Genomic DNA, 12,311 nt, shown 5'->3' with positions numbered 1-12,311 from the left:
CGCCCGGGGGTGGTCAGAGCTGGTCGCCCCAGCCGCCCTGGAGCATCGTCTGGAAGGCCCAGGAGTCGCCCCGGCGGACGAGGACGTCGGCGTAGCGCAGCCGCTGCGTCCCGCCTCCGGCCGTCATGACCGAGTCGGTGAAGACCACGACGATGGACGGGCCGAGGAAGACCGGGGTCCGGGTCGACTCGAAGGTGATGTCCTCGTCGCCGTCGCCCATGACCCGGCTCATGGTGGCGACGAACCGCTCGCGGTCCCACTGGGCGCTCGCTCCCTGTCCGTCGGAGCGGTCGCTGACGAGGTTGAGCGGGAAGACCGCGAGGTCCGCCATGGCCTCGACGTCGCGCCGGCCGGCGGCCGCGTCGTAGGCGGCGAACCAGGCGTGGACGCCGGCGACTTCCTCGTCGGTGGGGCGGTAGCCGGTGTCGGGCGGAACGGGCATGGGACCTCGATCGTGTAGCGGCCGGGGAGCGCGGTGCTCGGGTGGGTGCGGACGAAGATAGGACCCTCCCACCCACTAGTCAAATTTGAAGAGTGGCTCGGCGCACCGCCGCCGCGAACCGCCGGGGTGCCTCCACCGGTACGAAGTGGCCCACGCCGTCGGCCGGTTCGACACGCACGTCGCGGAAGAAGTCGTCGAGCCGGTCCGCCCACGCCCGGGGGAACAGCGGATCGTGTTCCGGCCACAGGACGGTGGTGGGGACGGGGATCCGCGCCCCGCGCGCGGGCGGCCGCTCCTCCTGCGCGAGGGCGACCGCGCCGGCGCCCGCCCGGTACCAGGCGGTGGAGGCGGCGAAGGCCCCGGGCGCGCCGTACACCCGGACGAGGTGGTCGAGGGCGGCCTCGGCGAGGACGAAGTCCGGGCCGGACCAGTGGGACCAGAAGTGCCGCAGGTACGCGCGCACGGCCGCGGGGTCGCCGTCGATCAACTGCTCGGCCAGTGGCAGCCGGTGGAAGGTCTGGTACCAGAACTCCCGCTGCGCGTCGGGGGCGAGGATGCGGTCCCCGATCCCGGGCAGCGGCGGCGAGAGGACCAGTGCGCCCGCGCGGCCGGGGTGGTCCCTGGCGACCGCCTGGGCGACGCGGCCGCCGATGTCGTAGCCGGCCAGGACGGGCCGCCGCAGGCCGAGTTCGTCGAGGAGCGCGACCACGCCGCGCGCCTGGGCGGCGGCGCCGTACGGGCGGGCGTCGTGCGGCGCGTGCTTGTCGGAGGCGCCGAAGCCGCGGAGGTCGGGGACGACGACGTGGCAGGCCGCGGCGAGCAGGGGGACGACGTCGCGGTAGTCGGTCCGGTCGCCCGGCCAGCCGTGGAGGAGTACGACCGTGGGCCCGGCACCGGTCCGTTCGTAGGCGAGGCGGAAGCCGTCCACCGCCGTGCTGTACGCCATCGGCACCTCCCTCGGGCCGCCGCGCGGGCGGCCCCGTCGGGCTCGTTTTCCTCAGCTTTCCCTTTTCCCGGAATACGGATCCCCCGCCCCACCGCCATTTCCCCGAAAAATTCACCTGTGCGCATTTCCCGCCGCGCCGGTTTCCGATAGGTTTTCCCCTTCCGTTCCTGTGGGGAGTTGGTGAGACGGTGAGCGAGCAGAAGGCCCTGAACGTCGGCCCGGCAGGTATCGAAGTGGCCTACGAGCGCTTCGGTGACCCCGGCGCACCGCCGGTGGTCCTGGTGATGGGCGGCGGCGGACAGCTGATCAACTGGCCGGTGGAATTCTGCGCGGAACTCGTCGCCCACGGTGTGCAGGTGATCCGTTTCGACAATCGCGACAGCGGCCGTTCGACGCATTTCCACGACGCGCCCGTGCCCGATCTCCAGGCGGCGCTGGCGGGTGACTTCTCGTCGGTCTCGTACACGCTGTCGGACATGGCCGCCGACACCGTCGGCCTGCTCGACGCCCTGGGGCTCGGGAGCGCCCATGTCGTCGGCGCCTCGCTGGGCGGCATGATCGCCCAGACGATGGCGATCGAACACCCGGACCGGGTCCGGTCGCTGACGTCGATGATGTCCACCACCGGCGATCTCGGCGTGGGGCAGCCGGACTTCGCGGTGCTGGCCGGCGTAGGAGCGCCGCCGGAGGACCGCCAGGGCTACGTCGAGTGGTTCGTGCGGGCCTTCCGCGTGGCCGGCTCCCCGGGGTTCCCGTACGACGAGGCCGCCGCGGCCGAGCGGGCCCGGCTCGCCCACGAGCGCGGGCTCGACCCCCTCGGCCTGCGGCGGCAGGCCGTCGCCGCCCTGGCCTCCGGCGACCGCACGGCGCGGCTGCGCCGCCTCGACGTCCCGACGCTCGTCATCCACGGCGCCGCCGACCTCATGTGCGACATCAGCGGCGGGCGTGCCACCGCGGCGGCCGTCCCCGGCGCCGAGCTGGTCGTCGTGGAGGGCATGGGCCACGACTTCCCCCGGGGCGCCTGGCCCCGCATCATCCCGCCGATCGCCCGTCTCGTGCACCGCGCCGAGGCGGCCGCGTCCCGCCTCTGACCGGCACCCCCGGTCCACACGGGGTTGACGCCGGCACGGGGCGCACCCTCCGTGGTGCATAGGATGCCGTGCGTGACAGAGGTGCGCGACGCGCTGGAATGGACCCTGACCTCCGAACGTCCGGGGCTGGCGGGCTACTTGAAGGCGGGCTGCCGCACCTACCTCCAGCCGGACGGCAGGGAGTCGGACTGGGACGTCCTCGACGGGGCGCCGGCCGTCGCGGTCGTCGCGCTGACCGACGACGGACACGGCGTGCTCGTCCGCCAGTTCCGCCCGGGCCCGGGCAGGGTCCTGGCGGAGCTGCCCGGCGGGCTGGTGGACGCGGGCGAGGCGGTCGAGCACGCGGCGGCCCGCGAGCTGCTGGAGGAGACCGGCTACGAGGCGGGCTCCCTGGAGATCGTCATGCGCACCTACCAGGCCGCGTACGCCACCCAGCTCCGCTACGCGGTCCTGGCGCGCGGCTGCCGCAGGGTCGGCGGTCCGCGGCCGGACCCGGAGGAGTTCCTGGAGCCCGTCGCCCTGCCGCTCCCCGCGTACGTGGCGCACATTCTCGGCGGCGAACTGACCGACGCCGGCCTGGGGCTGGCGGGGCTGGTGGCGGCCGGCCTGCTGCACCGGACGGTGTGAGGCGGGGCGGCGGCCTCCTCCCGGAGGTTTCCTTCCGGAGGCGCCCGGTTAGACGTGGGGGTTGACCGCGCCCCGCCCCCTCCCGGAGAGGACTCCCCGCCCCCATGACCGCTGCCGCCGCAAGACCCTCCCGGACGGAGTTCGGCTACTTCCTGTCCTGCGAGGAGCACGGCCCCGCCGCCCTCCTCGAACAGGCCCGGATGGCGGAGGACGCGGGCTTCACCTCGCTGTGGATCTCCGACCACTTCCATCCCTGGACGGACGAGCAGGGGCAGAGCCCCTTCGTGTGGTCGGTGATCGGCGCCCTGTCCCGGGTCACCTCGCTGCCCGTCCTCACGGCCGTGACCTGCCCGACCGTCCGCATGCACCCCGTGGTCACCGCCCAGGCGGCGGCGACCAGCGCGGTACTGCTGGGGCCGGGCCGGTTCCGGCTCGGGGTGGGCAGCGGGGAGGCGCTCAACGAGCATGTGCTGGGCGACCGGTGGCCCCAGGCGTCGGTGCGACTGGAGATGCTGGAGGAGGCCGTCCAGGTGATGCGGGCCCTCTTCGCGGGCGGTGCCGTGAGCCATCACGGCCGGTACTACACCGTCGAGAACGCCCGCCTCTACACCCTCCCCGACGAGCCGGTGCCCATCGACGTCTCGTCCTTCGGCCCCGCCTCCCTGGAGCTGGCCTGCCGCGTGGGCGACGGACTCGTCACCACCATGCCCGACCGGGAGTCCGTGGCGCGCTTCCGCGACGCCGGGGGCCAGGACAAGCCGGTGCTGGGCGGGGTGAAGGTGTGCTGGGGCCCGGACCGCGACGAGGCCGTCCGCACCGCCCACCGGCTGTGGGCCGTCGAACAACTGCCCGGCGAGCTCAACCAGGTGCTCCCCACCCCCGCCCACTTCGCCCAGGCCGCCCAACTGGTCACCCCCGACCAGGTAGCCACAGCCGTGACCTGCGGAAACGACCCCGACGCCCACATCCGGACCCTACAGTCCTACGCCGACGCCGGCTTCGACCGCGTGCACATCAGCCAGATCGGCCCCGAGCAGCGGGGCTTCTTCGACTTCTACCGCACCGAGGTCCTGCCCCGGCTGCGGGCCTGAGGCCACGCCCCCGCCGAACGGCCTGTCGGCCGGGCCGCGCCCACAACCCGGCCGAGCACGTCGGGCCGGCGCCGTCCGTCACCGGCGCCCGCAGAACTCCGCGTCCAGGACGGCCCCGACGTCCCCCGCCCGGTCCGTGTTGAAGTTGAACGCGATGGAGTGGCGGCCGTCCTCCGTGGCGGCGACCTGGCTGAGCGAGCCGTGGAGGCCGCCGTCGTGGCCCCAGACGACGGTGCCGCAGGAGAGCCGCTTGCGGATCAGGCCGGGGCCGTGGCGTTCACCGGGGAACTCGTTCTCGGCCGAGACGGTGGTCTTCATCTCCTTCAGCTGCCGCGGCGGGAGCAGCTCGCCGCCGAGCAGGGCGGTGATGAAGCGGTTGAGGTCGGCGGAGGTGGAGATCATCTCGCCGGCCGCGCCCGCCCAGGAGGGGTTGAACTCGGTGATGTCGTACATCGTGTCGCCCGCTCCCCCGCCGAACCGCGTGTACGCCCGGGCGCCGGGGCCCGGCAGGCGGCTGTCGGTGCCCGGCAGCGAGGTCGAGCGCAGCCCCAGGCGCTTGATGATGCGCCGGTCGATCTCCTCCGCGTACGGGTGCCCCGTGGCCCGTTCGACGACCAGTCCGGCCAGGAGGTAGTTGGTGTTGGAGTAGTGCCAGCCGGTGCCCGGGGCGAAGTCCGGCGGGCCGTTCAGGGCGGCGGCCAACAGCCGCTCCCGCGGCCAGGTTTCGTACCGGTGGTCCAGGAACTCCTTCGTCGTCAGCCTCTTCTGGACGACGGGGTCCTCGAGGTAGTTGCGGATGCCGCTGGTGTGGTCGAGCAGCTGACGCAGCGTCACACGGCGGCCGTCGTGACCGTGGCCCCGGACAGCGCCGGGCAGCCAGCGCTCCACGGTGTCGTCGAGGCCGAGCTTCCCCTCGGCCTCGAGCTGCAGCATCACGGTGGCGACGAACGACTTGGTGATGCTGCCGATCCGGTACCGCTCGTCCGCGCCGCGCGGACGGCCCGTCGTGATGTCCGCGACGCCCGCCGTGCCGTCCCAGCGGCCGTGCGCGTCGCGCACCTGCGCCGTCACCCCCGGCACGCCCCGCTCGACGGCTTCGTCCATGGCCTGCCGCACCGCCGCGTGCTCCGGGGCGGCCCGGGCCGCCGTCGGGGACAACAGGGCCCCCATCGCCCCGGCGAGCACCAGCCACTTCCGCCCGGCCGTCATACCGATCACTCCTTCTCGTTGGCCGCAAGGACAAGGAAGATGATCGTCCGCATGTTGCCGTCCGGCACTGGTGCCGGCACCAGATCCTTCCTGGGGACAACCGGAGGGGGCCCACCGGTGTCGTGTCCGCCCTTCCGGGCAGAATGTCCCTGATTGAGGGAACTTCCGGATATCAGGGGGGACTTCATGCCGGACGACGGGCAGGGGAACACGGGAAGCGTGGTGCGGGAGGGCAGTCCCGATTCCGCGGTGGACCGGGTGGCGGACTTCTACGGGGCGTACATCGACGCCGTCTCCGACGGCACGGACGACCTCTCGACCGAGCTGCGCGCGCACTACCTCACCGAGGACCTGCGGCAGCGCCTGGCCGCCTGGGAGGAGGCGAACCACGCGGACGGCGTCCTGCGCGCCCAGGACGTGCCGACGCACTGGGAGGTCCGCTACCACGACTCGGGGGCGGGGCACCTGTTCACGACGGTCACGCTGACGTGGGGCACCGGCCCGGACGCCGGTCGCACGCGGCTGGCCGTGCAGAGCGACCTGAGCACCCGGCTCATCTCGGACATCGAGGACGGCTGAGGAGCACGGCGGGTGAGCGGGCGGCCCGGCCCGCCCGTTCAGACCTCCTGCGAGACCGGCCGCACCGCGATCTCGTTGACGGCCGCGTGCGGCGGCTGCGTCACCATGAAGACGACGGCGCGGGCGATGTCGCCGGCCCTCAGCCAGGTCTCCGGCGGCATGTCCTGGTCGAGGGACGCCCACGCGTCGCCGGCGGTCATCTCCGTCGCCGTCATGCCCGGCTCGACCAGGCCCACCCGGACACCCCTGCGGGTCACCTCCTGGCGCATCGCCTCGCTGAAGGCGCACACGGCGTGCTTGGTCGCGGAGTAGACGCTGTTGTTCCTGCGCGGGATGCGGCCCGCGACGGAGCTGACGTTCACCAGGTCGGCCACGCCGCGCGGCCCGTCCGCCGCCGCGGCGAGCAGGTGCGACAGCGCCGCCTGTGACGTGCGCAGGACGGCGATGAGGTTGAGGTCGACCATCCGCCGCCACTCCTCGGAGTCGCCCTCCTCGACGGCGCCCCGGACCACGTACCCGGCGTTGTTCACCAGGACGTCCAGCCGGCCGAGCCGCCGCGCCGCCTCGTCGACGGCCGCGCGGGCGCCCTCCGGGGCGGTCAGGTCCGCCGGGACGACGACGCAGGTGCCGCCGTCCGCGCCGATCGCGGCGGCGAGCTCCTCCAGCCGTCCGGCGCGGCGGGCCGTCAGCGCCAGGGAGGCGCCCTCGCGGGCCAGGGCGCGGGCGGTGGCCGCCCCGATGCCGCTCGACGCGCCCGTCACCAGTGCCGCGCAGCCCGTCAGCGGAGCACCGTTCGTGTCCCTCACCCTGGCTCCTCGCTCGCGGTCGTCCCGTTCGTGCCGTCTGCCGACGAGGTGGTGGGTACCCGGTCAGGGGCGATCCATGACCACCGGCGGGTCAGGAGAGCCGGCCGCCGTAGTCCGGGAGCTTGAACCCCTTCTCGTAGAAGCCGCCCTCGAAGTCGGTGGAGCGGTTGCCGATGTTGGCGGTGATCGTCCAGCCCTCCTCGGTGAGCTCCTGCCGGCAGCGCTCCTTGCCCTCGCCCTTGTCCTCGCCGTGGTCGCGGGTGCACATGCCGTCCACCGGGTAGCCGGCGGCGCGGAGCTGCTTGCGCGCGGACGAGGAGGACGTGCGGGCCGTGACGAAGAGGACGGCCACGTCGTGCTCGTGCGCCCACCGGGCCACCTCCAGCACGGGCTTGTTCGCCTGCCCGGGGTGGTAGGAGGTCTCCAGCGCGGTGTTGTCGATGTCCAGCACCACGGCCTGCTTCCCGCCGCCGCGGCCGACGCGGTCGCGCAGCCACGGAACGGCGGGGCCGACGGCCTTCTTCACGTCCGCCTGCCAGGTGCCGTAGGCGGGGACGCCCTTGGACGACCCGTCCTCCGCCGCGGCGGCGGTGAGCGGCGTCGCGGCCGCGAGCGCGAGCGCGGCCAGCGCGGCGAGAGGAGCGGTACGGCGGTACTTCGTGAGGGACATCGCCTGGTTCCTTCCGGTGGGGGGCGTGCCTCCGGCAAGATCAGCACGGCCGGTGGGCGCGGAGGCGACGGAAGGATGTCACGCGGGTGAAGAACCCGGCCCCTGACGGTCGTTGTGCTCCTCGTCACAGCCACGGCCGGGCGGCGGGGCGCCGGCGTCTTCCGTGCCGTTGTTGCGCCAGCGGATCAGGTGAGCCGCCCGGCTGCCACGAGGTCGTCGAAGAGCAACCGGTCGACGGGCGGCACCCGTTCGCGGTCGCCGTACGAGAACCACTCCGTCTCCTCGATCTCGGCGCTCGGCACCGGCACCCCCCGGTGGGCGGCGGTGTAGCAGGCCATGCGCACGACCGCCCCCTCCGGGAGGTCCGGGGCGCCGGACTCGTAGGTGCCGACGTGCACGGCCGAGGCCGGGTCGAGGACGACGTCCAACTCCTCGCGGATCTCCCGCACCAGGGTGTCCAGGTCGCTCTCCGCGCCTTCCCGTTTGCCCCCGGGAACGAAGAAGACGTCCTTGCCGCGCGGTCGGGCGCACAGGATCCTCCCTCCGTCGATCAGCACCCAGGCCACCGTGTCGATCAGCACTGCCCGTCTCTCCCCGACGTCGACGCCTTCACCGGCGGGTAGCGTACGACGCGTCCGCCCGCTGCCCGATGATGTCCCCATGACCGACATCACGTTCGTCCGGGGCGACATCACCGAACAGGCCGTGGACGCCATCGTCAACGCCGCCAACTCCTCGCTGCTCGGCGGCGGTGGCGTGGACGGCGCCGTCCACCGCAAGGGCGGCCCGGAGATCCTCGCGGCCTGCCGCGACCTGCGCGCGTCCCGCTACGGCCGGGGTCTGCCGGCCGGCCGCGCGGTCGCCACGACGGCGGGCCGTCTGCCGGCCCGCTGGGTGATCCACACGGTGGGGCCCCGCTGGTCGGCGGCCGAGGACCGTTCCGCCCTCCTGGCCTCCTGCTACCGCGAGTCGCTGAGGGCGGCCGACGAACTCGGCGCCCGTACGGTCGCGTTCCCGGCCGTGTCGGCGGGCGCCTACGGCTGGCCGCTGGACGACGCCGCGCGGATCGCGGTGGAGACGGTGCGCGGCACCCGGACGGAGGTCGAGGAGGTGCGGTTCGTGCTCTTCGACGAGCGGGCGTACGAGGCGTTCACCGCGCGGGGACGCTGACGTCCGGCCCCGCCCCGGGCGGGGCGACGCGCTTCTCGAACCAGTGGTGGGCGTACGGCTCGTCGTTGAACGCCTCGACCTCCTCGAAGCCGTAGGCGCGGTACAGGCCGAGGGCGGCGGTGAGGGCCTTGTTGGTGTCCAGGCGCAGGAGGGTGCTGCCGTGCCGGGCGGCGCGGGATTCCAGTTCGGCGAGGAGGCGGCGGGCCAGGCCGAGGCCGCGGACGTCCGGCGCGACCCACATGCGTTTGACCTCCGCCGGGGCGCCGGGCGGGAGTTTGAGGCCGGCGCAGCCGACGGGGTCGCCGTGCAGCCGGGCGACGAGGAACAGGCCGTGCGGGGGCCGGAGTTCGCCGGGGTCGGGCAGCAGGCTGCGGGCGGGGTCGAAGCCGGTGTCGAGGCGCTCCCCGAGTTCGGCGGCGTAGGCGCGCAGGCAGTGGACGGCGTCGGGGTGGCCGGGGTCGAGGGTGTCCAGGACGACCGTCGCGGCGGTCAGCAGCCGCTCCACCTCGGCCATGGCGGTGACGAGGCGGGCGCGCTGGGCGGGGTTGAGCGGCCGCAGGAGGGAGCCGGCGAGGGCGTCGCTGCGGGTGTCGAGCGCGGCGCGCTCGGCGCGGCCGGCCTCGGTGAGGCGGACGGTGCGCACGCGCCGGTCCCCGGGCGCCGTGCCGACGGTGACCAGTCCGTCGGCCTCCAGGGAGCGGAGGAGCCGGCTGACGTAGCCGGAGTCGAGGCCGAGGCGGTCGCGCAGGCCCCGGACGTCGCGGCCCTCGTCGCCGATCTCCCAGAGGAGGCGGGCCTCTCCGACGGGCCGGTCGCGGCCGAGGTAGTGGTCGTGGAGCACGCCGACGCGCTCGGTGACGGTGCGGTTGAACCGCCGGACCCGGGCGATCTGCCCGGCTTCCCGTTCAGCATTCATTCTCTGACTTTAGTCAGAGAACCATGCTCCGGGCCATGCCCCGCCGGTCCGCCGTGGCGGACATCGCGGCGCGGAGGCCCTCGGCGCCGGGGTCACACCCCCGCCCCGGCGCCGAGGGATCACCGGCGGCCCGTCAGACGACCGCCACCCCGCTGGGCGACGTCGCCAGCCCCAGCGGCGTACGGGCCACCACGGCGAGGGATGCGGCGTCCACCGCGTCGAGCGTGCTGGAGGCGTTCGTCGCCACCCAGAGGGTGCCGCCGGCGACGGTGATGCCCGTCGGCACGTGCCCGACGCGTACGGTGCCGAGCACGCGACGGCCGTCGGCGTCCACGGCGGTCACCGTGTCGTCGTTCGCACTCGTGACGTAGACCCGGCCGCCGTCCGGGGCGGGCACGACCTGCCAGGGGTTGCGGCCGACGCGCAGGGCCGCGCGCACCCCGCCGCCCCGGGCGTCGAGCACGGACAGGGTGTCGTCCCAGGTGTTGGCGACGTACACCCGGCTGCCGTCCGGATGGACGGCGAGGCCGCCCGCGCGGGCCTGCCCGGGGTGCCGGGTCCGGACGGCGCCGTGGCCGGTGTCGACGACGAACAGCCCGTCGGCGCAGGCCACGTAGAGCGTCCGGCCGTCGGGGGCGAGGGCGACGGCGCGGGGGCCGGGGCCGGTGTGCCAGGTCGCGGTCACCTTGTCGGTGGCGGTGCGGATCACGGAGACCGACGTGGAACCGCCGGGGCCGTCGGGCCCGGTGTCGGCCACGTAGGCGTACGCGCCGTCCGGCGAGACGGCGATCCCGTGCGGGTAGAGGCCGACCGTGACGGTGGAGACGATGCGGCCCTGCGCGGTGTCGAGCACGGAGACGTCGGCGGCACCGGAGTTGGTGATGTAGAGCTTGCGCCCGTCGGGGGTCCGGGCGATGCCGTACGGGTTGATGCCGGCGTCGACGGCGGCGACGAGCTTGTGGGTCGTCGCGTCGACGACGGAGACGGTGTTGCTGACGATGCCGGCCGCGTAGACGTGAACTCCCTTGGCCGGGGCGCGTTTCGGCACGGACTCCTGGATGCGGGGGAAGACGGCCCCCGTGCCGCCGCTGCTGCCGTCGAGGAGCCGGCTCCTGCCGTACGGGCGGGCACCGCGCAGCTTCCCGGCCTCGCCGGACGCCGCCGGGGGCCGGGCGGCCGCGACGCCCTCCTCCTGGTGCGGCGGTTCCTGGTCCTCGCCGGGGAAGGCCGCCGGCGGCAGCGTGGCGACGTCGTGCTCCGCGCGCCAGAGCGGACCCCGGGTCTCCGGGAGCCGGGGGAAGGGCCGGCCCGCCGGGAGGCCGAGCGCCGAGGTGAGGTCGCCGAAGGTGCGCCGGCGCCAGTCGCTGATGTTCGGTTCGCGCACCCCGGTGACGCGTTCCAGGAACCGCAGGACGGAGGTGTGGTCGAAGGGTTCGCCCGCCACGTAGCCGCCCTGGCTCCAGGGCGAGACGACGAAGCAGGGCACCCGTATCCCGGCGCCGATGGGCGCGCCGCGGGCGAACTCGTCGGGGGTGCCCGGGGGCGGCATCGGCGGGACGACGTGGTCGAACAGGCCGTCGTTCTCGTCGTAGTTGATGATGAAGACGGTCTTGTCCCACACCGCCGGGTTGGCGGCGACCGCGTCGAGCTGCCGGGCCAGGAAGTCGGCGCCGGCCGCGGGCAGGTAGTCGGGGTGTTCGCACTGGGGGGAGGCCGGGACGATCCAGGAGACGGTCGGCAGCCGGCCGGCACGCGCGTCGTCGGCGAAGCCCTCCCCCGAGGTGATGGTCAGGCCGTGCTCGTACAGCGGGTCGCCGGGCCCGGCGTCCTGGAAGGCCTGGAAGAACTCCAGCGGGTTGCAGCCGTAGTCGTCCTCCTCCTGGTAGACGTGCCAGGAGACGCCGGCGGCGGTGAGCCGTTCCGCGTAGGTGGTCCAGCGGAAGGGCCGGGGGATGTCGTTGCTGGTGACCGGTCCGCCGTGGCGGCCGCCCGGGTCGATGGTCCCCGTCCACAGGTAGAGCCGGTTCGGCCAGGTCGGGCCGAGTACGGAGCAGTGGTAGGCGTCGCACAGGGTGAAGGCCTCGGCGAGCGCGAAGTGGAAGGGGATGTCGTCGCGCTCGTAGTACCCCATCGTGTAGGGGCCGCGCTTCTCGCCGTCGGCCTTGCGGTGCGCGGGCACCCAGTTGTCCATCTTCCCGCCGTTGACGGCGGCGTGCTGGACGGTCCAGGCGTGGCTGGTGGAGGGGATGGCCTGCGAGCTGGTGGTGCGGGTGTCGAGGTGGAAGGGCAGCAGGTAGCCCTCCGGGTTGGCGGGGTCGGGCTGGTGGAAGACGGAGCGGCCGTCCGGCAGGGTCACCGCGTCCGGGTCGTCGAAGCCGCGGACCCCGTGCAGGGTGCCGAAGTAGTGGTCGAACGAACGGTTCTCCTGCATGAGGATCACGACGTGCTCGATCTCGTCCAGGCTTCTCAGCCGCTTGGCCGGCCGGGCCACCGCGCGTCCGAGGTGGTACGGGAAGAGGGAGGACACCGCGGCCAGACCGCTCGCGCCCAGCGCCGATCCGAGGAGCCGTCTCCGGGATAACTCGGCCATGTTGTCACCTCGTGGCAGAGGGTCGGGAGTGCGCCGACGCACACCGAGTGGCTCCGTGTGTACAAGACGGACCCTCCTCCGTCAGCCGTCGGGAGGCCGCCGGGCGCCAGAACGGCCGGAAGCGGTGCCTGGGCGGGACCGGGAAGCGGCCGCGGGTGACGGGAATTGCCGGAT

General features: G+C 74.0%; 13 protein-coding genes and 1 pseudogene. 5 read left to right on the top strand and 9 right to left on the bottom strand.

Annotated elements, in window-relative coordinates:
• Window positions 1-13 precede the first annotated feature (13 nt).
• Window positions 14-442: a DUF4440 domain-containing protein gene (locus AC230_RS21300; RefSeq protein ID WP_049717927.1), complete on the bottom strand. Its 429-nt coding sequence runs from the start codon at window positions 440-442 to the stop codon at window positions 14-16.
• 79 nt (window positions 443-521) lie between these two features.
• A complete protein-coding gene (locus AC230_RS21295; RefSeq protein WP_049717926.1) occupies window positions 522-1,388 on the bottom strand; it encodes an alpha/beta fold hydrolase in 867 nt (288 codons plus the stop codon).
• A 188-nt stretch (window positions 1,389-1,576) separates the two neighbouring features.
• Here AC230_RS21295 and AC230_RS21290 point away from each other — a divergent pair, with 188 nt between their 5' ends.
• The 3 genes from AC230_RS21290 to AC230_RS21280 all read left to right on the top strand — a co-directional run bounded on the left by AC230_RS21290 (window position 1,577) and on the right by AC230_RS21280 (window position 4,197).
• A complete protein-coding gene (locus tag AC230_RS21290) occupies window positions 1,577-2,479 on the top strand; it encodes an alpha/beta fold hydrolase (protein WP_049717925.1) in 903 nt (300 codons plus the stop codon).
• A gap of 63 nt (window positions 2,480-2,542) precedes the next feature.
• Complete coding sequence (locus AC230_RS21285) at window positions 2,543-3,106, top strand: NUDIX hydrolase (protein WP_049717924.1); 564 nt, start codon at window positions 2,543-2,545, stop codon at window positions 3,104-3,106.
• Window positions 3,107-3,210: 104 nt separating this feature from the next.
• Complete coding sequence (locus AC230_RS21280) at window positions 3,211-4,197, top strand: LLM class F420-dependent oxidoreductase (RefSeq protein ID WP_049717923.1); 987 nt, start codon at window positions 3,211-3,213, stop codon at window positions 4,195-4,197.
• 78 nt (window positions 4,198-4,275) lie between these two features.
• Here AC230_RS21280 and AC230_RS21275 read toward each other — a convergent pair whose 3' ends face one another.
• On the bottom strand, window positions 4,276-5,406 hold the full coding sequence (locus tag AC230_RS21275; protein ID WP_053161319.1) for a serine hydrolase domain-containing protein: 1,131 nt from the start codon (window positions 5,404-5,406) through the stop codon (window positions 4,276-4,278).
• 186 nt (window positions 5,407-5,592) lie between these two features.
• On the opposite strand from AC230_RS21275, the gene AC230_RS21270 reads away from it, so the two are divergent.
• Window positions 5,593-5,985 (top strand): hypothetical protein, encoded by a 393-nt coding sequence (locus tag AC230_RS21270; protein ID WP_049717922.1) that lies wholly within the window; start codon window positions 5,593-5,595, stop codon window positions 5,983-5,985.
• Between the two features lie 38 nt (window positions 5,986-6,023).
• On the opposite strand, the gene AC230_RS21265 is transcribed toward AC230_RS21270, so the two are convergent.
• The 3 genes from AC230_RS21265 to AC230_RS21255 form a co-directional block, all read right to left on the bottom strand.
• Entirely contained in the window at window positions 6,024-6,791 is a 768-nt protein-coding gene (locus AC230_RS21265) for an SDR family oxidoreductase (RefSeq protein WP_049717921.1), read from the bottom strand.
• A 91-nt stretch (window positions 6,792-6,882) separates the two neighbouring features.
• Window positions 6,883-7,461, bottom strand: coding sequence for an HAD family acid phosphatase (locus AC230_RS21260; RefSeq protein WP_049717920.1), 579 nt, complete (start codon window positions 7,459-7,461; stop codon window positions 6,883-6,885).
• A gap of 185 nt (window positions 7,462-7,646) precedes the next feature.
• Window positions 7,647-8,042, bottom strand: coding sequence for an NUDIX hydrolase (locus AC230_RS21255; RefSeq protein ID WP_049717919.1), 396 nt, complete (start codon window positions 8,040-8,042; stop codon window positions 7,647-7,649).
• A 79-nt stretch (window positions 8,043-8,121) separates the two neighbouring features.
• Between AC230_RS21255 and AC230_RS21250 the strand changes: the two genes are divergently transcribed.
• Window positions 8,122-8,631: an O-acetyl-ADP-ribose deacetylase gene (locus tag AC230_RS21250; protein WP_049717918.1), complete on the top strand. Its 510-nt coding sequence runs from the start codon at window positions 8,122-8,124 to the stop codon at window positions 8,629-8,631.
• Here AC230_RS21250 and AC230_RS21245 read toward each other — a convergent pair.
• The 3 genes and pseudogenes from AC230_RS21245 to AC230_RS33905 form a co-directional block, all read right to left on the bottom strand.
• Window positions 8,612-9,547 carry a bifunctional helix-turn-helix transcriptional regulator/GNAT family N-acetyltransferase gene (locus AC230_RS21245; protein ID WP_049717917.1) on the bottom strand — a complete coding sequence of 312 codons (936 nt, stop codon included), beginning with the start codon at window positions 9,545-9,547 and terminating at the stop codon, window positions 8,612-8,614. The two genes, AC230_RS21250 and AC230_RS21245, sit on opposite strands and share 20 nt — an antisense overlap.
• A 133-nt stretch (window positions 9,548-9,680) precedes the next feature.
• Window positions 9,681-10,595, bottom strand: a complete 915-nt coding sequence (locus tag AC230_RS33910; protein ID WP_277816928.1) for a YVTN family beta-propeller repeat protein — start codon at window positions 10,593-10,595, stop codon at window positions 9,681-9,683.
• 135 nt (window positions 10,596-10,730) lie between these two features.
• Window positions 10,731-12,137, bottom strand: a pseudogene (locus AC230_RS33905) (alkaline phosphatase family protein); the annotation flags it as partial.
• Window positions 12,138-12,311: the final 174 nt, after the last annotated feature.

Source organism: Streptomyces caatingaensis (assembly GCF_001187435.1).
Taxonomy (GTDB): Bacteria; Actinomycetota; Actinomycetes; order Streptomycetales; family Streptomycetaceae; genus Streptomyces; species Streptomyces caatingaensis.
The sequence above is the reverse complement of the archived record's forward strand: the minus strand, read 5'-3'. Positions and strand labels throughout refer to the sequence as shown.